Here is a 25374-nt window from a genome sequence, read left to right as displayed (position 1 = left end):
ATTACCTTGACACAGCATTGTCATATCACAGGCTTAAGCTTTGAATGTACAACATCAAAGTTTAGCTCAGTAATGTAGCAACTTTCCATGACAGATGATGACTGTTTTATAGATGCTTTAATTGGTTCCTCAATTCATCTGCGGCGAGGAGTAAATTTACAAGTTTGCCATAATCCTGGTATAACTCCGGCAATAGTTTTTATTCACGGCGGAATGGGCAATCATTTTAACTTTAGAAACCAGTATGAATTTGCCCACAATCAAGGCTGGGAAGTTCTCGCTTATGATTTGGCTGGACATGGAAAATCTAGTCGTTACTCGCGCTATTCTATTGGAAGACATTGCCGAGATTTATCGCGTTTGCTGCACAAGTTTGAGATTAAATCACCTGTGCTTTGCTGTCATAGTTATGGTGTTCCTATTGGTTTAGAATTTGCCCAACACCATAGAGTGAGTGCGATAATTGCTATTGCTGGTGGTACTCATGATTTAGCACCTTGGTGGGAAATTCCCCTGATGAAATTGATGGCTTGGGGTGGGAGACATCTTTACCATTTACCAAGTGTGCAAGTTTTCAACAACTTCCTTTCTACTTCTTACCGTCACAAAGTTATGGAAAGGTTTTTTGCAGAAAATCCTGTACCGACAGATTTTGATGCCTACAAATCTTTAGAAATTTTTTGGGATTATAACTTTTTTGTCCGCCATTTCTTACCACAGCATCTGCATATTCCCACCTTGGTAATTACTGCGGGAAAAGACCCAATGTTTACTCAAAAAATGGGAGAAGAATTAACAAATCATTTTGTGAATGGTACTCATTTACATTTTGTCGAAGCTGGACATCTGGTTATAGCGGAATGTGCCGAGTTAGTTAATCAGGCGATCGCAAATTGGTTAACACAACAAGTTTATTCTTAATTGCTCAACATGAATTACAAAAAAACCTTAGTAATCTTGATTTCGGCATTCACTTTAGTTGGCTGTAACTATTCCCAAGGTATAGCCGCTAAACCCACACCAATAAAGGTTTCTATCTTACCAGCGCAACCAGATGTTAACACTTTGGCTACCCCTTTAACTTATCAAATCGAATCTTACGATAGCCAAGCTATGCCAGGAAAACGCACTTATGGAGTATCTTTACCTCCTGGGTATGAACAACATCCCCAACAACGTTATCCCGTAATTTTTCTTCTCCACGGTGGTCACGGTGAACCGCTTGATTGGTTTAGCGAAAAGAAAGGACAAGCCCTCAAAACCCTAACCAAACTATACACTACAGGTAAATTACCACCCAGTATTATTATCACTCCCGACGGTAATGATAAACGCGGCTCTAGCCCCTATTTTGACCCTCAATATATCGACGGCCCCAATGGTAAAGTTGCGACAGCCGTAGGTGATGAACTGGTAAAAGTAGTGCAGCAGCGTTATCGCACTTTACCTAATCCTGATTTTTGGGCAATGGGAGGATTATCTTCTGGTGGTTGGGGTGCAATGAATGTAGGGTTACATAACTTACAAAACTTTTCAATTTTATTTAGTCATAGTGGCTATTTTCAAGATAAAAGTGGCCCGCAAAATAGCCCAATTAGCTATATTAAAACTCTACCAAATCAAGCCAAAAAAAGATTGCGAATTTATTTAGATTCCGGTACGTCTGATACGGAAGAACTCGATGATGCCAAAGAATTTTCAAAAGTCCTGAATCAGCAAAAAATTTACAATCTATTACAGCAATTTCCTGGTAGTCATACTTGGCAATATTGGCGAGAACATTTAGCTGATTCTTTGACATTTGTAGGTGAACAGTTTCGGATTGCGGAAATCGCTCACGCTGCGGATAATTTAGGAATTTCTCAGCCGAAAAAACAGAAAGTAAATTGAAATTTATGAAAATTCCGAAATTATTTTTGAGTTTAGCAGGAGCGATCGCCATTCTTACAGGTGCTGCATATTATTATGTTTTTATCTTAGGCGCACCACAATTCGACCCACCCCCACAACAAGCAGATACAGGCTTAAAATTTCAGCTAGAAACCTTCAACTCCCAAGCTATGGGTACAGTCCGTCAATATGGCGTGATTTTACCGCCCAACTATCAAAAAAATTCCAAAACTCGCTACCCCGTGATTTTCTTATTACATGGTGGTCACGATGATGCGCGTGCCTATGCTGATAAATATGCCATCATAAACGTACTACATGAATTGTATAAAAGTGGCAAATTACCACCATCAATTATTATTACTCCCGATGGCAATGATAACCGTGGTTCTAGCCCTTTATATGACCCTGATTATTATGACGGGCCGAATGGCAAAATTGGGACTTTAATTGGTGCAGAATTAGTCCAAGTTGTTAAGTCTCGTTACCAGACTCTAGAAAACCCAGAATTTTGGGCGTTGGGTGGTCTATCTTCTGGTGGATGGGGCGCATTTAATATTGGGTTACGCTATCTCAACAACTTCAATATATTATTTAGTCATAGCGGTTACTTTACCGACAGTAGTGGGGCGCAAAATAGTCCATTACAAATCGTCCAACAGTTATCAACTGCTGATAGAAAACGATTACGAATATATCTTGATGCGGGGTTGAATGATCAGAATTTCTTGGCTTCTACTAAAATTTTTCATCAAACATTAAATAATTTAGATATTGCTAACGTATTCTATGCTTTTCCTGGAGGTCATGGTTTATCTGGTGCAGATGTTGGTTGGAATTATTTTCACAAGCATTTAAAAGACTCTCTGGCTTATGTGGGAGAACAATTTAAAACATTTAAAAAATAAAATAATCCAAAATTCATAATTGAGCAGGAATTCTGATTAATTTAGGACTTACGCAATAACCCTCTCAAATTCTCTTAACTTCGTGTCCTACCCTGCGGGAAGCCGCTATCGCGTCTATGCGCTCTTTGCGGTTCGTTTTTTCATGATTTTGCGTAAGTCCTGTAATTAATGATTTTGAATTCTTAAGCATAAATCATTAAACGTAAGTTGACGCTGATAAAACATATTGATTTAAGTTGAAAGCTGATGAATAAAAACTTAAAAAATAAGATTGGAATTTGGAGTGTCGGTTTCTTAACAGGGTTAGTCGGCGTAGTCAATGTTTTGTCCGCAGTTACACCCACCTTGTATGGTCGTAATCATTGGTTAAAAGATTTTTTACCCTTTGAAATTCGGGTAACTGGTCATGTATTTGCTGCCTTAACAGGGTTTATATTATTGACTTTGGCAACTAATTTATTACGCCGTAAGCGAGTTGCTTGGCTATTAACTATTGGATTACTAGTTATTTCGATTCTGAGCCATTTAATTAAAGGATTAGATTACGAAGAAAGTATATTATCAGGAATTTTGCTAACACAATTGATTTTGATGCGCCATGTGTTTACAGCCCAATCAGACCGACCTTCTATTGCTAGGGGTGTGCGAGTCTTAATGGGAGCGTTGCTGTTTACCTTAGCTTACGGCACAATCGGATTTTATTTATTAGATGGCAAGTTTACAGAAAATTTTAGTTGGAAGAATGCCCTACTTCAGACTTTAGCAATGTTTTTTACTGAGGATAATTGGGGCTTACAACCAAAAACTAGATTTGGGGAATTCTTTGCTGATTCTATTTATATTATTGCTGCCAGTACAATTACATTTGCTGTGGTGATGTTGTTACAGCCTGTATTTTTACAGAATCCAGCAACTTTAATTGAGCAGCAAAAAGCCAAAAAAATAGTAGAAGATTATGGATGTTCTTCTTTAGCGGCAATTACACTTTTAAGCGATAAAAGTTATTTTTTTAGTCCTTCTGGTAAAAGTGTAATTGCTTATGTACCAAAAGGGCGGGGTGCGATCGCTCTCGGAGATCCCATCGGCCCCATTGAAGAGCGTCAAGAGGTAATTGTCAGCTTTCAGCAGTTTTGTCAGCGCAATGACTGGTATCCCGCTTTTTATCAAACCTCGCCCGATGACCTTGATTTATATATCTCCCTGGGATTTAGAATACTGAAGATTGGCGAAGAAGCGATCGTTGACCTAAAAAACTTTACCCTCCAAGGGAAAGCCGGAAAGAACTTTCGCCCATCAATTAATCGTTTAACTAAACTCGGCTATCAAGTGAGTTTTTATCAACCACCAATCAATCATGACTTATTACATCAACTGAAATCAGTCAGCGATGAATGGTTAAAGATGGCGCAAGGTTCCGAAAAACGCTTTTCTTTAGGATGGTTTGATGAAGCTTATCTGCGAAATTGCGAAATTGCGGTTGTGCATACACCTGATGGTGGAATTGCAGCGTTTACCAACATTTTGCCAGAGTATCAGCTAAATGAAATTACCATTGATATGATGCGGCATCGTGCCTCAATGGAAAATGGAATGATGGATTTTCTGTTTACTTCTCTGCTTCAGCACTTTCAAGAAAAAGGCTACGACAGCTTTAATTTTGGCCTTTCCGCCTTAGCTGGAGTCGGGGAAAATTCCACGTCACGCCGTTTAGAAAAAGTGCTGCGTTATCTTTACGAACACTTGAACGGCTTTTATAACTTCCAAGGCTTACACGCCTACAAAGACAAGTTTCGTCCTAATTGGGAACCCCGTTATTTGGTTTACCCAAGTTTGACAGCCTTACCTGATGTAGTTGTAGCATTAATTCGCGCAGATTCAGGCGATCGCCTCCTCGATTATTTCAAACCAGGAGCGTAGAAGCAAGACAAGGGAGACAAGGGGGGATAATATCAATCATAAAAACCGCAGGCGGCAGGGGGAGAAAGAGTTTTGCCTTTTGCCTTTTTACTTTTGCCTTTTGCCTTATTCTTCTAGCGAATATTTACTTCTTGTAGTTGATAGTCGAAATGAGAATTGATCAGTTTAGTGGTATTTTTTTTAGGTGAATCTACATCAAATGCTAATTCTTGAGTGCGAGTTTGCCAACGTTGCTTTTGAGTGTATTCTTGCAATTTAGCTTGAGCTTGAGCATATACTTTTGTGTTTTTGGGAATTTGGCGCAGAAACTTAACTGCACTATCAAAGTCGCCAAAAGCTGCTTTTTTATAAGCATTTTGTAAAAAGTAAGCGGCTCTAATCTGTCGTTTGTGATTATACTCGGTTAATTTTCTCTGCACGATCGCCCCAGCCGAACTTTCTTGGGGAATTTGGCGCAGATATTCTAAGGCGCTGGAAAAATCTCGCGCTTCCGCCTTTGCATAAGCTTTCGCTAGTAAACTTTGGCTTTGGCTTTCGAGATTGACTCTGGCTTTTTGTACGAGTAGTTGTGTTTTGGATTGCCAATATAAAATATCAGGAACGAGATTAGCTGTTTTAAAAACATCAGACCATCTACCCTCGTTCAAAGCTTGTTCGGCTAATAAATATTGTTCCGCCGCTTGCAGCCATTGTTGTTGCCAAACTTCAATAGTCGCTTGTACTTCAGGATAAACATTACTATAAGATGGAATGGACTTAGCCAGAGCGATCGCACCTTGTAAATCTCCAGCTTGATAGTTTTCCGTCGCTTTATATAAAGTTTCGTTTTCTGAATATGCAGGCGAATTATTCACTAAAGAATAAACACCAAACCCCATCAACAAAGAATTAGCCGCTAGTCCAATTTTCATCCCTGTCATCAGGGGCGCTAAATTATTAATGGTGAAATTTTGCTGTGTCTCATCATTCGCCCTTACCAGTTCTGACGGTTCATGCTCTGATATTGGTAAAACTTGAGATAGCTGAGTTTCATGGCGCATTTGTTTGAGGATACGCAATACCTCACCCGCCGACTGAAAGCGTTCTTGAAAATCATAGCGGATCATTTGGCTGAGAATAACAGCTAAATAATCACTCACCTGAGTATCTGGTAAACGCCAAATAATCTCATTCGTTTGGGGATCAACTTTAAACTGTAACGGTTCTAAACCTGTCAGCGCCTGAATAGCAATCATCCCCAAAGCATAAATATCACTATTAGGTCTTGTTTGACCAATAAATTGCTCTGGTGGAATGTAACCCAAAGATGTTACAGGAATCCAATCAATAGGCAATTCTGTATCTAAAGAAAACTTCACCGACTGGATAGAACCAAAGTCAATTAAAACCAGTTTGCCATCAATACAGCGTCTAATTAAATTTTCTGGTTTAATATCACAATGAATCACGCCTTGAGAATGAACAAATTCTAAAATTTGCAAAACATCCTCTAAAAATTCCACAACTTCACTTTCACCCCACAAACATCCCCACATTTGATTGATGGGTAGTTCGGCTGTTAAATCATGTCCTTCCACAAACTCCTGTACCAAATACAGTCGCTCATGTTCTTCAAAGCAGGCGATGAGTTCTGGAATTTGGCAATGGCTACCCAGACGCTTGAGAGTTTCTGTTTCCGTCAGGAAATGTAACCTTAAAGTTTCTAAATAGCTGGTTTGGCAATTGTGAGTTTTCAACTGCTTCACGACATATTTAGGGTTTTCTGGGTATTCAATGTCAATAGCAGTATATGTCTGTCCAAACACCCCTGCACCCAGACTTTCAACGATTTGGTACCGTGATTGTAGTACTTTACCGATCATGTAGTGGCTCATAAGCTGGTTACTTAGTAAGTCCGCATATAACTTTTCAGACATCACCTGATTGTTTCCGGATGTCCTGCAAAATAATTACCTGAGCTTTACTGAAGGTTGTCCTGGCTTATTAATTTTTACGTATTTTTATCCACAAATTTATTTTTTTTTGCTATATGCACTACATATAAATCGAAATTAACCAAACATTGAATATAGTATCGCAAAAAGAGCCATCAATGCCGTGTTTTTACTGGCAATATTTTCAGAGGGGACTTAAGCATCATTTAGAGACAAGGGGGACAAAGGGGACAAGGAAGATTGGTAGCCCAAAGAAAAGGGTTCCTTTGCGAGGAGAGAAGGAACCCCAGTGCGTATTTGCGTAGAAAAGAACTCTGCAATCAAGCTAATCCAGTTTATGAATTATCCCCGTCTTTCAGGAATGCAACTATGCTATTGGTGCTTTTTGCTTACGCTTCATCCATAAACCCACAACACCAGCCACAGCAACACCAGCAGTAGAAACAGGTTCTGGGACTGGTTTGACAGTTGCAGATGTGATTGCTATTCTTCCAGCAGTTAAAGTATCGTTGATATCTATAACACTACTGAATCTTCCGCTAGATGCAACAGCCATAGGTAAGCCTGTAAAACCAGAGGGAAATGTTAATCCTAAACTTTCTGTGACTTCACCTTCGTTTGTACCTATGTTGTTACTAAATAGCAAACTATTCTGCATGACTTGACCAGTGTGTCCCAGCAAGCTGCTAGAAAATGTTCTCAAAATATTGTTAGAAGCATCTTTGAGAACAATAGACCAGTCATTTAAAAGGACACTCGTAGCAGTTGGTAGTTGGTCTATATCTACTGTATAAGTTCCAGAAAAAGAACCATTCTGTAAATCTACAGCTACTCCAGTGGAACCAGAAATAGCTTGAGGCGCGAATTGTCCAGAAATATTAAATGTTTTTAAAGTTACAGCCTGTGCAGGAGCATTACCCACAGTCGCTAACATTGCAGCACCAAGGGCAATACCAGCAGTCGCTTGAGATAGTTTTTTGTAAGATGTTGTCAGCATGAGTTGAATTTCTCCAAAATTAGGTTTCATAAAATGGGGGAGTGTCAATAAACTTTTTGCCAAATTACTTCTGCACTAGAAAGAAATTTCCAGCAGTTCATAAAGTAGACATCAAGTTATTGCATTAACGGCAGGTTATATATCAATCAGCTTGATAACCTCAGTAGTTTCTTTTAAGTGATTTCCTACTGATTTGCATCATGTCGAAGCAGCACAAAACGCGCTGTGCAAGCGATATTTACGCAAATTAGCAGAAGTCGAAATTATGAGGTTCAATAGCTTTTGCAATGTCAGAAATGCTGTTTTGGCTACGCACTTGCTCAATTAAATAAGTACACTAATTTAGCTCGCTGCCTTACATCTCTAATTAACTCCCTAGTTCCTTAAAGCTCGATTGTCATCGTTGCCTTTGCATATTTCCATACTGTCAGTAGAAAAAGAAAACGGCAATAAAAATCTGGTTATTTTACGAAAAGATTAAATTCCTATTTCCGTACTATCTCAGTGAAAATTCTCTCTGTATTTGATTACGTAAGGATTTATCAATACTGATATCCGAAGATGCAACATTACTTACGTAATTTTTACTTAGTGGAAAGTTTACAATGAAATAGGTTAGGGGCTAGGGGATGAGGGAGACAAGGGAGACACGGGGGACAAGGGGGACAAGGGAGACACGGGAGATACGGGGGACACGGAAGCAAGATTTCTACCTTGTCTCCCCCCTCTACCTTGTCTAATCCAACTCAGCACTAATGAGTTTCTTCATCTTGATCAAGGGCTTCTACTTTTTCTTGTAAAGGTTTGACAACTTTGGCGATCGCTTCTTGAATAAAAGCTTTAATAAACTCATCGCGGCGGTTCATTTGAAACTGGCGCTGTACTACCTCTGTCATACCGCCGTCGCCCCAATCTTGATCATGGCGAAAATATTCAATAAAACTTTTGCCGGCAATGCGGGTTAAATATGCGGCTGTTACGCCTTGAATGGCTCGGCCAATAATAAATGTGGCAACATTCAATTGCAAAGCTGTGGAGACTAATTGAATCGCGCCTTTCACTATCCCTAAACTAGCGATAGTTTTTGCTAAAGATAAAGCTAATTCCCGTCCCCGTTCCATATTCAACTCGCAGCCGTAGACTCTGCCAATTTCTACAACCATTTGGGCGTTGACGGCGGCTGTCGCCAATAAATCTACAAAAGGTAAGGGTGTAACTGAGACGACACCAGCCCCAATCCATTGAAATCGCTCAACAATTTTATCGGCTTGGCGGCGACGCTGGGCATCGATGAGTTTACGTGCTTCTTCACCCAGGCGTAAAGATTGCAGCAAAATGTTATCCGCCACTAAATCCTCGCCCTCAGCCCGCAGTACAGCCGCCATCCGCCGCAGCAGTGGGACAATATCTGGTTCTGGTTGATAAAGTTCCCCTGTTTCTAATTGTGCCGATTGGGGGTTAGCCGCGATCGCCACCACGTCGTGAGCAGAAATAAAACCCCGGACTCGTTCACGCAACCGTGCCAAAATCACTTCTTTATTTTCATCTGTATACAGGTCAGTTTTATTCAGAATTAACAGCGATCGCTTGCCAATTTCTGCTAAACCCCGCAATGGTTCATATTCTGAGCGACGCAGGTCATTATCCACCACAAACAACAATAAATCTGCGGCTGTCGCCAGTTCTCGCGCTAACTGTTCCCTTTCTGTACCTGCGACTCCTGCTTCTAAAATTCCCGGTGTGTCGGTAATTAAAATTTTGCGGTCTAATCCCTTCAACCGCAAACAATAAGTTTCGCCGACTGTGGTAGTACCCATTGGCGCATTGACTTGACCCACCATCCGCCCCATAATCGCATTCACCAGGGAAGTTTTACCGGCACTTCCTGTACCGAACACCACAACTTGAATTTCACCCCGTGCTAAATTAGCTTCAATTTCCCGCGATCGGCTTAATAAAGCTTGTCGGGCGACTTCATCTTGTATTTGCGATACTTGTTGGCGCACAGCTTGGAGTGTGGAGGAAGCTGCATCAGATTTTGCCGCCGGGATTTGGGCTGGTGTCACCCGCCTGCGCCCTTGGCGAGAACGTTTTTCTCCAGCCTGAAGCACCAGAACGTAATAAACAAACGCCGCCACTAATCCACCAATCAAGACAACCAGCAGCAACAGCAGCAAATTACCGAGTAATGGTGAATAAGACAATTGCCAATAAAGGCGTGATAGGGAATCTATCAGCCATAGGCTCATTGCCAAAATGACAATTAGACCAACAATTAGCGTTACTATGCGCGATAAAGGCATGGGTAGCGGGAGTTAGTATTCAAGAGGCACTTTTTTAATAGTAGAACTGATGGCGTGGGGAGTGGGGAGTTCGGAGAGACAAGGTAGAGGGGGGAGACAAGGTAGAGCTTTCAAGGGCAGGCTTTTTTTATTAGACAAATTTTTGGGCTTTTAAAACCAAAATTATTGTCTGAACAGTTAAAACTACGTTTCATAATTGAGAATATTCTCAACTATTTATCGAAGGTTTAAAAACCTGCCCTTGAAAGGACAAGGTAGAGGGGGGAGACAAGGTAGAGGGGGGAGACAAGGTAGAAAGAGAAAGATTGCTTCCTTGTCCACCTTGTCCCCTCGCACCCTTGCACCCTTGCCCCCTCGCACCCCTGCACCCACCCCTTACCCTCTACCTACGGAAATCCCTGGATATGACGCATCACCTCTGCTACTGACCAAGCTTGAGCGATCGCACCTCTGGGGGTGTGTGGGGGGTCGCCGTCAAAAATTTCGGAAATGGAGCCAAGGCAAGCATCAGCAAGAAAATGGTCGATGAGGGGTTGCCAATGAAAGGGTATTGGTTGTTTGGGATAAAAACGCTGCCAAGCACGAATAAACGGCCCAATTAACCAACTCCAAACTGTACCTTGATGGTAAGCGCGATCGCGCTCATGAGTCATACCTATATACTTACCGACATATTCGGGATCAATGGCATCCAGGCTACGCAGTCCATAGGGAGTCAGCAAGCGATAAGTTGCTAAGTCAAGTACCTGACGGCCTTGTTGTTGGGAAAATCCACAATGATGTAAAGATAATGCAATCACAGCATTGGGGCGAATTTGGGAGTTACGGCGATCGTCTGGTTCAATGGTGTCGTACAAGTAACCCAACATCGGGTTCCAGAATTTTTGTAGGGAAACTTTTACCTGTTGTGCTTGCTGTGTATAACGTTGCGCTTGTTTGGCTAAACGTGGTGCATCCTCCACTCGCATTTGGCTTAAGCGTTGCGCCCATTGGCTCATCCAACACAAAGCCGAATACCACAAGGCATTAATTTCTACTGGTTTACCATAACGCGGCGTGATAGGTTGACCGTTAACTAGTGCATCCATCCAAGTTAAAGCTACACCGCGAGCATACCAACCCACTAATCCATCTGTAGCATCAACTTGGATGTTATAACGTGTACCACCTACAAAGGCTTTGTGAATTTGCTGCACTATCGGGAATTGGTCTGCTAAAAATTCCCAGTCTTGGGTAGCTTCTAAATACAGTCCTAATGTTTCAATCCACCACAGCGCCGCATCAATACTGTTGTAAGATGGCTCACCATCAACATCAGGAAAGCCATTGGGAATTAAACCGTGGCGACAGTAAAGCCCCAAGGTGTGTAATACTCCTTTGGCTAATTCGTAGCGTTGCGGTACTAATGCTAGACCTGGTAAGGCAATTAACGCATCACGTCCTCTGTCGTTAAACCAGTGATAACCAGCAATAATGGTTGGGCCAGCCACGGCAGCCCGATACACAATAAACTGATCACTGGCTTTGATTAGTTGTTGCCAAATCAGCGATTGAGTATTCAGTAGTGGACAAGAAACAGGGGGTAGAGGGTTTTCCTTGGCTGATATTGCTTTACTCGTTAATAAGCCTGTTGTTGATTGCCAATCTTGATGTTTGGGTTGAATGTAGCCAAAAATCTGGCTGAGTCTTTCTTGTTCTGCTTCGACTGCTTCTGCAAAGCTTTCTGGTAATAGCGGGCTTTGTTGGGGATCAGGAAAACCTAACCTTGCTTCCAAAGTGACGCTATCTCCTGGCTGGAGAGTGACGATTAAATAGCCAGGACTATACAAGTCTTCATAATTACCTAATCCCCGCCGTGTTTCTTCTGGTAAGACGTAATTCCAATACCAAAATGCGTCTGCTTGATATTTCCCCTGTGTCCAGCGTAAATACCAAGGTTTACCAAAGTGTCCCGATGCGATCGCTTGTAGGCAAACTTGTTGTTGCCCTAACAATTGGGAAAATTGTAATCCTGTGGCAGTTTGTTGATGATGAAAGTCGCGATCACAAATCAACAACCTCAGTTTTAAAATCGCTGTCTCTAGGCCGTCATAACGATAGTGAATCAAAATCCGATGGGAGTGGGGGCTATTTTCCCTACTTCCCTCAACACCACAAGGCATTAACAGTTGTCTACTTAACTGCCAGTGTTCGTCACCCCAAATCCATTTGGGTACGGGGTTAATATCAAAAGATCGGAGAAATTCGTAACCTCTGGGCTTAATCTCTCCACTACCCCAAATATTTGTTCCTAATGCCACAACCCCCTTCGATACTTCTAAACTCGCCTCCAAGTGTGACAACAGCAAGTCACGCCCTGATGGCGGATTTGTAGCAGCAAATAACCAACCGTGGTAGGTGCGTGTGCGGACATCAGAAACTGTCCCACTGGCAAAACTGCCTAAGCCATTGGTGAGTAACCATTCTCTTGTATCTAAATTGGTCATTTGCTACTCAAAATCGTTATGACTATGATATAGTCGTAACAGATCGTAATTAAACTGTGAATCAGCGTAGATGGGTGAGTTTACCTGACCCGGATTCTAACGCTACTAAAACGAAATATAAGTTGAAGGAGAATTAGGTTAATGTCCCTCACTTACGGAACAGAAGGAAGCCTCCGCGTTGGTCAACAAGCTCCCGACTTTACAGCAACTGCTGTATTTGATCAGGAATTCAAGACAATCAAACTTTCCGACTATCGTGGTAAGTATGTAGTCTTATTTTTCTACCCCCTAGACTTTACCTTTGTTTGTCCTACTGAAATCACAGCATTTAGCGATCGCTACGAAGAATTCAAGAAACTTAACACTGAGGTTCTCGGTGTTTCCGTTGATAGTGAGTTCTCCCACCTCGCTTGGATTCAAACTGATCGCAAATCTGGTGGCGTAGGCGACCTCAATTATCCCCTAGTTTCCGACATCAAGAAAGAAATTAGCGCCGCTTACAACGTGCTTGATCCAGCAGCAGGAGTAGCATTGCGTGGTCTGTTCTTGATTGACAAAGATGGTATCATTCAACACGCTACTATTAACAACCTAGCTTTTGGTCGTAGCGTTGATGAAACCCTACGGACATTACAAGCTATTCAGCACGTCCAATCACATCCAGATGAAGTTTGCCCTGCTGGTTGGCAACCTGGTGATCAGACAATGACTCCTGATCCTGTGAAGTCTAAAGTTTACTTCGCTTCCGTCTAGAATTTTCTCGCTTTCAATTCCAATAGTTTTTGTTGGCATTGAAGGCAAAATTCATTTTTACCACAGATAAACACTGGGTTTATCTGTGGTTTTTTGTATTAATAAGCTTTTTCTAGCTAATGATCGCTTGACTTTTAAGACAGCTACTATAATTTAATGTTTACTTGATAAATCGTCTCTAAACCTAATATTACTTACAGCGTTTTTCATCTCAATGAGGTACATTCCTCTAGTCTCTAGTCCCTAGCCTCTAGCCTCTGTCCCCTATCAACTTGTACTGCACTAAACTGATAAACGCTATATACCAATTTGAAAAAAGAATGCGACAGATGGAAATCAAGAAAGTCTTACTGGTAACTAGAATAACCCTGTTTATTTATATAAGCTAATAAAATAATGAATCATCCAATTTATAAATGTGGATGGCAACGGAAGCATCCTGCCATTCGAGACAAAAGCTAACAATGTCTCTAAATTTTGCAGCAGGAGCCTACCCGTCGTAACGCTTGTACATTTGATTTGAGATTTACCGGTTGCTGAGTGTTAGGATGCTTACTTTTTATGAGCCGGAGGTGTTAATCTTCTTTTCTACCAAAAACCATCTGTAAAATCATGGGAATACCACCACTTTGGTGATACTTATCTGCCCAAGCGCGGATAACTTCGTCAAGTTCCTCCATTGCTTGATCCCACTTTTCTGGAGGAATATCCAGTTCTTCTAAAGCACGCATGGAATTTGGTCGTTTTTCTGCCCAGTTTCTCATCATCCGAAAATACCGAGCGGTATCTTCTAGCATGATATAGGTACGTTCTTGATCGTCTGCTGGTGCGTAAAAAGGACGAGTTAGCGCATAGAAGGGCATTCCCCAAGGTGAATCAATTCTTGTCACCGTACCTGAATAAAGTAGGCGGCGCTTGATGTGTTCTGCTAAGGCTTCACTCAAGGGCATTTGATGTTCAGGCGGGAGGACTTCTTGCGATCGCTTATGCAAAAATTCAATTAGTTCGAGAAATTCAAACGAACTCACTAATTGTGCGTCTGGCAAGTTACCAGGTAATTTTTGCTCAATTTGTTTTTTCTCTTCACTTGTCAGGCTAGTTCCTGGCACACGGGATCGCCCTGGTTGCCAAGGGTATTTTTCCATCCAGACATAAGGCAGTTGAATTAAATAGCGTGGTTCTTGAGAACCCAACATTTTTAGCAACTTGCCTTCCGTCAGAGCTTGTCTGACTTCTTCCACAATAATTTTGACCCTTTTTGGCTCCAGGTGGTGCAAATGACCCGTCATTCTCAGGTTTTGTCCCTGTTCAAGATAGGTCATATAAATTGCACACTTAGCTGCCGTAGCTGCTGCATCTAAGAATGCTCCATGCCTGTGCCCACTAGTCCGCATAGCACTAAAAGCCAGATAAAGCATGATCTGATCCATTGCACTAGGGCCAAGTTGTTTGATCAGATCTATGTCGTTACTCATATTACAGACAGTTAAATAGCACGTTTACAGATTTATAGTCAGAGGGAAGTAAGTAGTATACACCCAAACTTTAGGCGATATTTTTACTTGAGACTTTCTAGGATGCTGTGACTTTCAGGTTACTAGCAGTTGAAATTGCCAATGGCTCCGAATTATATAGCAAATCACTACTAAAAAGAAGTTAGTTGATTTGGCTATTGTCATCTTTTCCTGACAGATTCACAAATAACCATGAAATTCCTCTACTTGTCATACCAATTACAAAACCATCTATTTTTCCGATTTAATCTATAAAGATTGTCTTCGGTAGCCAGGATGTTACAACCTAGGTTAGTTCACAAACGGAAAATACTTCCTGATTGTGGCAACACCTAACCAGCCGATGGACTTGATGGTATGCACCTTTCCCAAGAATGACTGCTTTCTTTGGGTTTGTAGAGAATTCTGGTTACTCGTCGATTTCCTATTCGTGATGAGTAATCTGAGAGTCAATCATCTACTGAACTTGAATCAAATTACAGGTTTAGCAGATACTAGTAGACTACCATAATGCTCACAGCTTTCGGCAAATTTCGGGCATCTTTAGGTAGTTAGTACTTAGAGAAATCTAATTCCTCAAATCAGGTAGATAGTTTCCCGTCCAAAATACCGTTTATTGCCTTTAATCATGATATTCTATTCTGTCAGCTTTTTTATCAAGTTTATGTAAATTAACTCAATCTTAATATTATATTAAGACTCTCTATTTTTTAGTTTACACAATAGGAATTATTAAGGATTCCTGATATTTCAATGAATATAAAAAAGCCGCTTTTACGGTATGTAGTATCTGATGATTTTATAGCCCCTTTTAACTGTAAAACCTATGTTTTGAGGTGGTGAGTAGCAGTGAATATGTTTCAATATTCACAGTATCAGAATTGTAAATTACGTACAGGAATAGTAACTTTCTTATTTATTTTGTCCTAAATATTTGGGTGTTAAACAGGTCGGAAAGTTAGTCAAAAGGCTGTTGTACGTTGTTATTTATAAAATATACAGGTATCTGGTGACGTAATGCAATTACCAGATTTCATATTGTTTGACTTTTAGAGTGATACCAAGGGTAATAAATTTATCGGTGAAAGACTGACTGAGAGTTCAGAGCCTAGAGCAGAGGGTTTTGCTGCTAATGTACAAATTTCCCAAATCATTCTGGATTAACCGGACAATATCTAAAAAAGTTTTAGGATGCAGGATTTTTGGGAATTGTATAAGACGATTGACTTGGATTGATTACTAAGTTTGTCGTCGCCTGTTGACAATTATTAAAACAAAATAAAAAATTGAAAAGTTAAAAATCAAAGTTGAGATAATCAAAGTTTTATTTAACATTCGACTTTTAACTTTCCTCACGGACACATATAGCAGGGGACAGGTAATAGGTGACAGATGACAGGGGTAAAAGCTTTGTGGTGTCTGTGTCTAAGTCTTATTATTTATCGATGCCCTAAGCAACTTGGCTACTGCTATAGCTGCTTTATGTTATTTAATTTTCAGCACTTGATGATTTAACTTGATGACGCATTTTCTCAAAACTAAAAGCCGCAGCACCAAATGTGACAAATAAAACGCCGAGAATCTGAATTATTTCTAAATTTTCTTGAATCAACAACCCAGCAAACACTACGGTTAATATCGGTACGCCTGCGCCAATAATTGCCGATCGCAAGGCTCCAAGTTTACCAATACCAATATTGTTGAGGACATAGCTTAAAAGTGTCAGCACGCCCAAAATAAAGGCACTTAGAATAATCTCTAATAACTTAGAACCATCAATTGTTAAGCTCCAAGCGGTTGGTAAAGGTAACATCAAACCAATGAAGCTCAAAACAAACATGGTGGTGAAACTAACTAAAGTAAAAGACACAGGATGCAGTTTAGCGGCGCAGACACGAGTCAGCATCACGTAGCAGGCAAAGGCGATCCCACCAAAAATTGCGGCACTGCTACCAATAGAAAAATCGCTGATCCCCGCCGTTGCAGCACCAGCTAAAACTAATAATTCACCTAAGAAAATCGCACCAATGGCAGCCCCACGCACGCTATTGGGTTTATCACGGAATAACAGCCAAGACAACAAACCGCTAATACCGGGATAGATAAAGAATAGTGCGATCGCCATACCCGTTGTTACTTGACCAATTGCCAGATAAATCAACACCTGCGATAAAAACAAAAAGCAACCACTCGCAATTGATAGTTGCAACACTCTCTTAGCTTTCACCTTAGCGGCTGAAGGCTTACCTTGAAATGATTCCATTAAGTTTTTGATATCTTGCCAAACTTGGGGGTGCATCATCGGTGCTAACAGCAACGTGAGCGGTACTACAATCGCCAAGCGCAGCAATAAAATTAAGAAAATATTCCCCAAAGTTGGTAATAATAACCGTTCTACAGCCAAGCTGCCCACCACCGCAGAACTTTGGTGGAACATCATTTTTACAGCGACGTTATACAGTGAAGACACCACCGTAGACAAAACAACTAGCAAAAACCCAATCTGCACTGGAGATAAACTTTGAGGTTTGCTAGGTCTTCGGGATCTGCGTGCTGGTGCAGGCGGTGGAGAAATTGGTTCATCTTCTACTAAATCTGCACTGATAACCGAAACTGGCTCACTAGCCTTGCTAGAAGGAGATTGGATTTGCGTTTCTGGTACATCAAACCGGAGTACAGCATTTTGTTCACTGGCTACAACATTGCTAGATGTAGATTCCGCCACATCTTTGTCCGGTAAAACAATTGGTTCCGGTGGTTTTTCCTTGGGGGGAAAGTCCTTGGGAGCGATGGAAATTGGCTGAGTGGGGCTTTCCTTAACTGGTGGAACAATTACGGCTGAAGATGTTTCTGCTGAAGAAGCAGTCGTTTGGTTGTCATTCGATTTATTGGTGACTTCCGATAACAGAGGGTAATTTACCGGCTGTGGCTCATCTGGTTGTAAAACTGTAGCTGAAGATACTGTAAAAGAATTAGCAGGCGATCGCTCGTTTGATTGTAAAACTGTCGGGGGAGATACTTTCACAGCACTTTCCAACTTTGGCTCATCTGGTTGTAGAACCGTTGGTGGCGATGGCTTTGTAGGTTGGGTAGTTTCTTGGATAGCTTTAGTTAATTCCCCACGCAGGCGATTAACTAATTCCTCTACAATCGTTTCGCCTTGCTGTTGTTGGCTTTGCATCCGAACCAACTGCTGAGACAAATTACCTTGATAATTTTTTAGTTCTTGTTGCAGCGAATTAAAAGTAATGGTCAGAGTATCATCCAAACTGCCCAGCATTTGTTTAATCTGCTCATTACTTTCGGCTGATTTTAGTACTGCTTGTTCATCAGCACCAGTCATTTTTAGTTCGTTAGCTAAATTCTTCAGTGATGATTGCAGTTGAGAAGAAATATGTTTGGCTAAAACTTCTGCCAACTGTCGGATTAACACCTGCTGTTCGGTAATTTGTCGCACTTGTTGTAAGTGTTCTTTTTCCTCTAGCAGTTTTTGAATGTCATCGTACAGTCGTTCTTTATCTGCTTGTAACCGTTTAATTTCTTCTTGCAATGATCTCAGCACATTTTGTTGGAGATTTTCTAAATCCTCCACAACAGCCCAGAGTGCTGTTTCTGCTGATCTCGATAGTTCGCCTCTAACTCGCGGGCTATCTGGCCGTTTTTCAATTCGCCCCATTAGCTTCTAACCTCTAACACCTTGAAGATAAAGCTGCTTCCCGTAAATTTGCTTGGCGCTCATACTAAATTTCAGTATTTTGTCAGATAGACCAAAAAATTTAACAAGATTTGCACGTATCAAAGTAATTTTGTCACGCTGAACACAGCTTGGCAAAGTATATAGTCTTGGGCTGTACAGCTTCACATAGTTTGTGCCACGTATCAGCCAGAAAATTCATTCCTTTAAAAGTGAGATTTTGAAATATAAAATCTATCACTCAATATAAGTACTTACTATTTTGATAGCAACAGTAAATTTTAAATACTTGCGAATAAATGCCTGGAAATGATTCAGGATAATAACTTTGTAAAAGCTAGATGTAAATCATTCTAGAATGTAACTTTGGCAACAGTTTACATTTATCTGAGAGCTTAGTTTGTTTTCCTGGGGAATTTTTAAGTATTATTCTCTCCTAAAATATATTTTAGCTACTTCTAGTATTTCAAAGTATTCCGCAAAAGGCATCAGGATAATTTAAATATTTATTTTGCAATTTTTACTCCTAGTTTTTTTGAATTAGGCATCCATCAACAAATTTTCCCAGTGAATTTAAAAACCCTATTCCCTACTCCCTACTCTCTACTCCCCATTTTCAGTTAGTGCCAAACCAACCGCGCAATACTAAAGATACTTGCACTCAGGACTGCACTTAAAGGAACTGTAATTAACCATGCAGCAGAGATCGCTTGCAGAGTTTGAAATTTAATTGAGTTCAGGCTCTGCACCATCCCGATCCCCACTACACCCCCAACCAGTGCGTGAGATGTCGAAACAGGTAAACCCAAGCGAGAAGCTAAAAGAATGGTAGTGGCGGTAGCTAGTTCGGCACAAAACCCACTACTAGGTTGCAAAGCAATGATGTTTTCGCCAATGGTAGCAATGACGTTTTTTCCCCAAATCGCTAAACCTGTAACAATTCCTGCACCACCAACAACCAAAATCCACAAGGGGATATCGATACCATTGATTGGTACGTTACCAGTAGCGTTGATATAAACGATCGCCGCTAAAGGTGCGATCGCATTTCCCACATCGTTAGAACCATGTGCAAACGCAACAAAGCAAGCACTGAGTAGTTGGTAACGACCGAATAATCTTTCAACGGGAGTCGGGAGTTGGGAGTTGGGAGTGGGGAGTAAAATATTATTCCTCTGCTCTCTGCTCTGTGTATCTCCTGCCTCTTTTTCTAGTTGTCGCCAACTCATTACAGTCAGTCCCACGGCTGCTAATGCACCTGTGAATAAGGGGATGTCATATACAGGGATGTTAATTCCTACTTGTGCAGTTAAGAAATTCGTTAAAGGTTGCGTTAGCGAAGGTAGGACAATCACGCCAAACACGCCCAACAAAGCCGAACTCAGCCAAGGAATCCATTCTCTTAGCTGTGCAACTTGATTTGGTTGATTTAAAATCCAGCGTTGAATTTGGCTGTAAAACAAGGCTGCAATACTACCGCTAATTATCGGTGTGAGTAGCCAACCAATGGTAATCATACCAATTGATGACCAATCAATTGCACCTATACCCATTGCCACAGCACTAAAGCCTGCGATCGCACCAACGACGGCGTGAGAAGATGATACAGGTAAACCTTTGGCAGTAGCAATTTGCAACCATACACCGCAAGATATTAATACAGTAATCATCCCTGTTACCAATAATTGGGGTGTGGCAGCAAATAAACTAGGATTGGCAACCTTTGTTGCTAAAGTTTCTGACACCTCATGCCCAAATAAGACAGCGCCAGTAAACTCTAAAACTCCAGCAATAATGATGGCTTGTTTGAGAGTCACAGCTTTGGAACCCACAGAAGTTCCCATTGCATTGGCAACATCGTTAGCACCAAGATTACAGGCGACATAAAAAGCGAGGATGGCAACTATCACTAAGGTCATGGGCATAAGTTGGGGTAGATGGAGATCGGTGGAAAGTCAGAAGTAGTCAAGTAGAGAATAAATTTTCATACTTTATACTTCATACTTCCCACTGGAATTGACAATCAGCTATAAGTATTTTCTACGTGTTAGCTTGTTTGCCCGGATCAAGGATAGATTAATATTTTGTATGTATCAGGAGAAGGGGCGATCGCTTGTTCTACGGCTGCTGATAAATCTTTGAGAGGGTAGCGATCGCTAATTAAGGCGGGAATATCAATCCGCCGATTAAATACAATATCCGCCGACAGCGCCTGAAGACGGTAAGAAGAACTGTAACTCCCCATCAAATCAATTTCTCGGCGATAAAGAATATTCGGATTGATAGGAATTTCTAATTCATCGGGAAACTCAGCGAAAAACAGTATTTTTCCCCCTTTACGAGTGCAGTCTAGTGCTTGAAAAAACGCCTTTTCACTAGGTACAGCCAACAAGGTCACATCCACACCTAGTCCATTTGTGAGGGCGTGAATTTTCGTGGGTAAATCGGGATCACGGGCATCAAAAGCTGCTTCTGCACCAACCTCCAAAGCTTTTTCGATTCTAGAGGGCAGTAAATCAGTGGCGATCGCTTTTGCCCCAAAATACTTCACCAACATCACAAACATTAACCCAATCGGCCCGGCTCCAGTGACTAATACTGTTTGTCCGGGGGCAATTTGGGCTTTCTTCACTGCTTTGAGACAGCAATTTGTCGGTTCCACAAAACTTGCTTCTTCAAAACTAATATCTTCGGGGATCGGAATTAAACCACCATTCTGCACAATGTGTCCTGGTACTTTCACATACTCTGCAAAACCACCACCACTAGCATTAAACCCTGCTGTGGTAGAGATATTTTTGTAGACATTGCACATCGAGAAATTTTCATTTAAACAATAAGCGCAACGCATACATGGGATGTGGTGCATCACCGCTACCCTTTGTCCCACTTGCCAACCTCTAACTTCTGAACCCACGGCGGCAATTTTTCCCGCAGTCTCATGTCCAAATATGCGTGGCGGTTCATAAAGAGGATAAAGGATTTTTTTAATATCCGACTGACACAGCCCCACAACTTGCACCTGCACCAGTACCTCATCTGGTTCTAGGGTTGGAACTGGGATTTCTTCGTAAGAAAGTTGATTTACGCCTCTGAATACCTGTGCTTTCACGTTGATTTTTTTCACTGCTCAACAATCTTAGATGTAACATTTGCAGTCAACGTTGAGCTATAAACTCAGAGATTTTTGTGTTTCCACTAATTTTTAGATAGATTCATGAGATAAAATTTTGCTTGTAAATCCCGGTAACTGTTTACTCAACAGTTCAAGTAACTGAATAAAAGTTTTAGGACTTCTTTTATAATTTTGGGACTGTTTCTGGAGAACTTGAATCATTTCTCTTGGGTATTCATCGAATAGCTCACTCAGAAAATTATCAGGCGACTGTGCTTTGACATGCCACGGTGTTAAAGCTTGGTTTTGAAAATCATTAAGATTATTCGTGACAATGATATCAGCTTTGACTATGACCGCAGCAGCAAGAACATGACGGTCTTTGGGATCATTCGTCATAGCCTGTTCTAATTCCCAAGGCACTTCGTCAACCATTGCTTCAGGAAAAGCATATTTGATAACTTCCTCTAAGTTTTTAGCGCCTTCAGCAGAAATCTTACCCCTGAGAACTAGATTACTCATTGCTTCATCTAAGATTCTCTGTGACCAATAAGGTAGATACAGTCCAGATTCCGCAGTGGATAGCAAGGTGTCTCTTAAGTACATTGGAAATAAAACACACGCATCTAAGATAACTTTGAGCATAGCTATTTTCCTAAGCTGTTACTCAGCATCTTCATACAAACCAGCTTCTTCAGTCATCTCTATTAGCTCTTGCAAAAATTTTCTACGCTTGCTATCTCGCTGCTGTTTATACTGCTGCAAATCTTCAAATCGTACACGCCGATGAGTACCTACCATGATGTAGGGAATTTCACCTTGCTCTAACAACTTAATTAGATAGGGACGTGATACGTTCAGAAAGTCGGCTGCTTGTTGTGTTGTGAATTCTTGCTCTTGAATTACTATTGAGACTAATTTACCTGATGCCATTGCCTGAACAACTTTACGCAACACTTTATCTACTGATTCAGGGATGGGAATTGTTTCGCCATTTGCGCCTACTAAATGCAGTTGAGTATCTTCTGGTTTCAGTATACTTTCTAGCTGCTTGATAGATTGAATTTCTTGTTCTTGAAGTAAAACTGGCTCTAATGGTTTGTTCTGTTCAGGGATGATGGAATTCATGGCGAAGTCTATGCAACTGTAATATCACAATTGTATTTCATAAACGCAATATCCGAAACAAAGTGCGATCGCTCGCTTCCTACAGTTGGACAACTTAGCAAATAGATAAAAACCACTAAATCTAACGGTCATATCGATTATTTGTTCTAAACATCGGCAAGTCGATAGATTAACCGTATATTATGGATAGAGCAATAAAACTATCAAAACAAAAAGACAAATTTAGCGTTAATCAGCCGATTAATTGCATTTTTGTCAAATTTCGCTGTGCATTTTTGAATAGCTGCTCACAGCATTTTTGCAAGCCAAGTTAGAAGGAGTGAATGTGAATAACGCCATATTAATCAACGACAGCTTAACAACAACAGGACAAATTTCAGTAAAACAGCTAGAGCAAGCTATCCAAGAAGGTTATAAATCCGTGTTAAATTTGCGATCGCCTGATGAATTAGGATTTTTTCGGGATGAGCAGAAGCTTGCGGAAAAATTGGGACTATATTATGCCAACGTACCTGTCAAGCTAGAAGCACTGAATGAGGAATTGATTACCCAAACCCTAAAGACGCTAGAACAGCTACCTAAACCAGTTCTCATCCACTGTGCAGCCGGAATGCGTTCAACAGGAATTGCGCTGTTAAGTATAGCCATCAAAGAAGGACTAAACGCAGAACAAACCTTAGCTAAAGCCAAAAGTTTAGGCTTTGGCTTTCTAGAAGACTTTAATGGTTTTAGTGTGAGTCCGAGGCTGAAGCAATTATTTGTTAACTATGTGAATAAACATGCCAAAGTAGCGGTACTTGCTCGCTAAATTTTATTACTCCGACAACAGTGAAATTTATAAGTTTCAATGTTGTCGTAATTTTATATAGCCTTTCCTGGTCTGCTGAGTTACAAATTTATCTGCGGCCATCGGCGGTTAATTATTCTTGCTTGTACTTCACTAGAATGAGAAAGGCTATAACAGAAAATGTTATTACGGTTAGCCATTGTAATACCTTGATGCCATTTATTGAGTTCAGCAGAATTTGAGAATGGAAAAGCCTCTGAGAGGTTGTTTTAAAAGTCTGCTTGTTGGTAGCAAAATACTTTAGATCCCCCTAAATCCCCCTTAAAAAGGGGGACTTTGAGATTAATTCCCCTCTTTTTAAGGGGGGCTAGGGGGGATCAACGAGTGCTTGAAACTACGGATAAATACTTTTCAAACATCCTCTGACATTGATTTAAAACCTTTAACTTAAATGGTTTCATTTTATCCAAGTAAACTGAGCAGTAAGCCTAGATTTATCGTCATACCTTTGATAGCTGCGGATACTCTTCTGCGGATAGAGTTTTTTCCCTTATGGCACACTTATTATATTGGATGTTATCTTTAATTGCTGAAAACAATTACAAAATACATATAAAAAATATTTTTTAGTTAAGACAAATTTGGATATGAATTATAAAAAAATATTGAGTTTACACCAAAATCAGCAAAGGAAAAATTCAACTCATCATCAACCACAACCTCAACCAATTGTATATAGCATTGCTCATGCAATTGCTGGAAGAATCCGCTTGCGAGTGCCGCGACTTGCTAAAGATAAAGAGTATGCCAATAAACTGAAGGTAGCAATAGAATCTCAAATTAAGAATGCAAAAGTGAGAATTAACCCTTCAGCTTCGTCTATTGTGATTAATTATCCATCAGGTTTAATGCCAGATGAACAAATGCGATCGCAGTTAGTTCATCTAATTCAAACCGCCCCAAATATCGTATTACCAACCAAGGTCAGCAATAAAACAATTGTCACAACTATTTTTGATGCTTGCGCTAACTTAATAGAGAGCTTACGTAACGCCAACAAAGCACGTAACGCTATTCAGCATCGAGAACTGCGAAAAGACCGTTGGGAAAGATTACTTTCGACTGGAGAAAGGATAATTCAAGGACTTAAATCTGCTGTAGTGTTTATCTTACCTGGCAAGCAGTGGCGATCGCAATCAGTACTCAACTCTGCTTAATTCTTCAGATTTGATAATTTAACATATTGTCCAATAGGTAATGTCTTGGTCGGTTTTTACTCTACCAGCCAGATTGTTTTTCGTCAAAATGTAGTTAGTGGTGCAGCACATAGCACTTTTATCTAGTGCAGGTAGGGAATAGGGAATGGGGAGTCGGGAGTAGGAAAGAAGCCTGATCTGAATGTACTGATTTTTTTCCCAAATCAAATATGAGTCCTATACTTTTGAGCAGTCCCTTGTAGAATGTTGGCAGAAATCAACAACTTGAAGCTAAAAATTCATTAGTCATTATGCGTTTACTACATACAATGTTACGGGTAGGGAACCTAGAAGAATCATTGAAATTTTACTGTGATCTCCTAGGTATGAAATTACTGCGTCAAAAAGATTATCCAGGGGGAGAATTTACCTTGGCGTTTGTTGGCTATGGTGATGAAAGTGACAATGCAGTAATTGAATTAACGTATAACTGGGGAGTAGAAAAATACGAATTAGGTAACGCTTACGGTCATATTGCTTTGGGAGTAGATGACATTTATGCTACCTGTGAAGCAATTAAAAATCGTGGTGGTAAAGTAACGCGGGAACCAGGGCCAATGAAACATGGTTCGACAGTCATTGCTTTTGTGGAAGATCCCGATGGCTACAAAATTGAACTCATTCAATTGGGGACTCAAGGATCAGCCGCCAAGCAAACATCACAAGAACAACTGGTATCGCAATAATTTTTG

At 40.7% G+C, this 25374-nt stretch carries 18 protein-coding genes; 8 read left to right on the top strand and 10 right to left on the bottom strand.

Annotated elements, in window-relative coordinates; translation table 11 throughout:
- The first annotated feature begins 87 nt into the window (after nt 1–87).
- From H6G77_RS01995 to H6G77_RS01980, 4 genes are all read left to right on the top strand, one after another.
- Complete coding sequence (locus H6G77_RS01995) at nt 88–921, top strand: alpha/beta fold hydrolase (protein ID WP_190870681.1); 834 nt, start codon at nt 88–90, stop codon at nt 919–921.
- 9 nt (nt 922–930) lie between these two features.
- A complete protein-coding gene (locus H6G77_RS01990) occupies nt 931–1890 on the top strand; it encodes an esterase family protein (RefSeq protein ID WP_190588036.1) in 960 nt (319 codons plus the stop codon).
- Nucleotides 1891–1895: 5 nt separating this feature from the next.
- Nucleotides 1896–2798: an esterase family protein gene (locus H6G77_RS01985; RefSeq protein WP_190870680.1), complete on the top strand. Its 903-nt coding sequence runs from the start codon at nt 1896–1898 to the stop codon at nt 2796–2798.
- Nucleotides 2799–3044: 246 nt separating this feature from the next.
- Complete coding sequence (locus H6G77_RS01980) at nt 3045–4715, top strand: phosphatidylglycerol lysyltransferase domain-containing protein (RefSeq protein WP_190870679.1); 1671 nt, start codon at nt 3045–3047, stop codon at nt 4713–4715.
- 113 nt (nt 4716–4828) lie between these two features.
- On the opposite strand, the gene H6G77_RS01975 is transcribed toward H6G77_RS01980, so the two are convergent.
- The 4 genes from H6G77_RS01975 to H6G77_RS01960 form a co-directional block, all read right to left on the bottom strand.
- Nucleotides 4829–6589: a serine/threonine-protein kinase gene (locus H6G77_RS01975; protein ID WP_190588033.1), complete on the bottom strand. Its 1761-nt coding sequence runs from the start codon at nt 6587–6589 to the stop codon at nt 4829–4831.
- A 427-nt stretch (nt 6590–7016) separates the two neighbouring features.
- Complete coding sequence (locus tag H6G77_RS01970; protein WP_190588032.1) at nt 7017–7676, bottom strand: PEP-CTERM sorting domain-containing protein; 660 nt, start codon at nt 7674–7676, stop codon at nt 7017–7019.
- 722 nt (nt 7677–8398) lie between these two features.
- Nucleotides 8399–9949, bottom strand: a complete 1551-nt coding sequence (locus tag H6G77_RS01965; protein ID WP_190668699.1) for a YcjF family protein — start codon at nt 9947–9949, stop codon at nt 8399–8401.
- Between the two features lie 386 nt (nt 9950–10335).
- Entirely contained in the window at nt 10336–12435 is a 2100-nt protein-coding gene (locus H6G77_RS01960; protein ID WP_190668701.1) for an amylo-alpha-1,6-glucosidase, read from the bottom strand.
- A gap of 141 nt (nt 12436–12576) precedes the next feature.
- On the opposite strand from H6G77_RS01960, the gene H6G77_RS01955 reads away from it, so the two are divergent.
- Nucleotides 12577–13188 (top strand): peroxiredoxin, encoded by a 612-nt coding sequence (locus tag H6G77_RS01955; RefSeq protein WP_062294438.1) that lies wholly within the window; start codon nt 12577–12579, stop codon nt 13186–13188.
- A gap of 575 nt (nt 13189–13763) precedes the next feature.
- On the opposite strand, the gene hetR is transcribed toward H6G77_RS01955, so the two are convergent.
- The 6 genes from hetR to H6G77_RS01925 form a co-directional block, all read right to left on the bottom strand.
- Nucleotides 13764–14663 (bottom strand): heterocyst differentiation master regulator HetR, encoded by a 900-nt coding sequence (hetR, locus tag H6G77_RS01950; protein ID WP_062295448.1) that lies wholly within the window; start codon nt 14661–14663, stop codon nt 13764–13766.
- Between the two features lie 1528 nt (nt 14664–16191).
- Entirely contained in the window at nt 16192–18378 is a 2187-nt protein-coding gene (locus tag H6G77_RS01945; RefSeq protein WP_190870678.1) for an EamA family transporter, read from the bottom strand.
- 638 nt (nt 18379–19016) lie between these two features.
- Nucleotides 19017–20321: an inorganic phosphate transporter gene (locus tag H6G77_RS01940; protein ID WP_190870677.1), complete on the bottom strand. Its 1305-nt coding sequence runs from the start codon at nt 20319–20321 to the stop codon at nt 19017–19019.
- Nucleotides 20322–20461: 140 nt separating this feature from the next.
- Nucleotides 20462–21508: an alcohol dehydrogenase catalytic domain-containing protein gene (locus tag H6G77_RS01935; protein ID WP_190588317.1), complete on the bottom strand. Its 1047-nt coding sequence runs from the start codon at nt 21506–21508 to the stop codon at nt 20462–20464.
- Between the two features lie 93 nt (nt 21509–21601).
- On the bottom strand, nt 21602–22156 hold the full coding sequence (locus tag H6G77_RS01930) for a PIN domain-containing protein (RefSeq protein ID WP_190588027.1): 555 nt from the start codon (nt 22154–22156) through the stop codon (nt 21602–21604).
- An 18-nt stretch (nt 22157–22174) separates the two neighbouring features.
- Complete coding sequence (locus H6G77_RS01925) at nt 22175–22639, bottom strand: helix-turn-helix domain-containing protein (protein ID WP_190870676.1); 465 nt, start codon at nt 22637–22639, stop codon at nt 22175–22177.
- Between the two features lie 325 nt (nt 22640–22964).
- On the opposite strand from H6G77_RS01925, the gene H6G77_RS01920 reads away from it, so the two are divergent.
- The 3 genes from H6G77_RS01920 to gloA all read left to right on the top strand — a co-directional run bounded on the left by H6G77_RS01920 (nt 22965) and on the right by gloA (nt 25368).
- On the top strand, nt 22965–23447 hold the full coding sequence (locus tag H6G77_RS01920) for a beta-lactamase hydrolase domain-containing protein (protein ID WP_190870675.1): 483 nt from the start codon (nt 22965–22967) through the stop codon (nt 23445–23447).
- 626 nt (nt 23448–24073) lie between these two features.
- Entirely contained in the window at nt 24074–24643 is a 570-nt protein-coding gene (locus tag H6G77_RS01915; RefSeq protein WP_190870674.1) for an HMA2 domain-containing protein, read from the top strand.
- A gap of 290 nt (nt 24644–24933) precedes the next feature.
- Nucleotides 24934–25368 (top strand): lactoylglutathione lyase, encoded by a 435-nt coding sequence (gene gloA / locus H6G77_RS01910; protein WP_190588023.1) that lies wholly within the window; start codon nt 24934–24936, stop codon nt 25366–25368.
- Nucleotides 25369–25374 lie beyond the last annotated feature (6 nt).

This window comes from Aulosira sp. FACHB-615 (assembly GCF_014698045.1).
Classification (GTDB): Bacteria; Cyanobacteriota; Cyanobacteriia; order Cyanobacteriales; family Nostocaceae; genus Nostoc_B.
Note: the sequence above shows the minus strand (reverse complement) of the source record. Positions and strands in the feature narration are given on the sequence as shown.

Bases quoted from the DNA above. Each gene is read 5' to 3' on its own strand.
- H6G77_RS01975 (WP_190588033.1), bottom strand. From the start codon at position 6,589: ATGAGCCACTACATGATCGGTAAAGTACTACAATCACGGTACCAAATC.
- H6G77_RS01965 (WP_190668699.1), bottom strand. From the start codon at position 9,949: ATGCCTTTATCGCGCATAGTAACGCTAATTGTTGGTCTAATTGTCATT.
- H6G77_RS01915 (WP_190870674.1), top strand. From the start codon at position 24,074: ATGAATTATAAAAAAATATTGAGTTTACACCAAAATCAGCAAAGGAAA.
- H6G77_RS01945 (WP_190870678.1), bottom strand. From the start codon at position 18,378: ATGGGGCGAATTGAAAAACGGCCAGATAGCCCGCGAGTTAGAGGCGAA.
- H6G77_RS01970 (WP_190588032.1), bottom strand. From the start codon at position 7,676: ATGAAACCTAATTTTGGAGAAATTCAACTCATGCTGACAACATCTTAC.
- H6G77_RS01925 (WP_190870676.1), bottom strand. From the start codon at position 22,639: ATGAATTCCATCATCCCTGAACAGAACAAACCATTAGAGCCAGTTTTA.
- H6G77_RS01995 (WP_190870681.1), top strand. From the start codon at position 88: ATGACAGATGATGACTGTTTTATAGATGCTTTAATTGGTTCCTCAATT.
- H6G77_RS01980 (WP_190870679.1), top strand. From the start codon at position 3,045: ATGAATAAAAACTTAAAAAATAAGATTGGAATTTGGAGTGTCGGTTTC.
- H6G77_RS01960 (WP_190668701.1), bottom strand. From the start codon at position 12,435: ATGACCAATTTAGATACAAGAGAATGGTTACTCACCAATGGCTTAGGC.
- H6G77_RS01985 (WP_190870680.1), top strand. From the start codon at position 1,896: ATGAAAATTCCGAAATTATTTTTGAGTTTAGCAGGAGCGATCGCCATT.
- H6G77_RS01930 (WP_190588027.1), bottom strand. From the start codon at position 22,156: ATGCTCAAAGTTATCTTAGATGCGTGTGTTTTATTTCCAATGTACTTA.
- H6G77_RS01940 (WP_190870677.1), bottom strand. From the start codon at position 20,321: ATGCCCATGACCTTAGTGATAGTTGCCATCCTCGCTTTTTATGTCGCC.
- H6G77_RS01955 (WP_062294438.1), top strand. From the start codon at position 12,577: ATGTCCCTCACTTACGGAACAGAAGGAAGCCTCCGCGTTGGTCAACAA.
- H6G77_RS01990 (WP_190588036.1), top strand. From the start codon at position 931: ATGAATTACAAAAAAACCTTAGTAATCTTGATTTCGGCATTCACTTTA.
- hetR (WP_062295448.1), bottom strand. From the start codon at position 14,663: ATGAGTAACGACATAGATCTGATCAAACAACTTGGCCCTAGTGCAATG.
- gloA (WP_190588023.1), top strand. From the start codon at position 24,934: ATGCGTTTACTACATACAATGTTACGGGTAGGGAACCTAGAAGAATCA.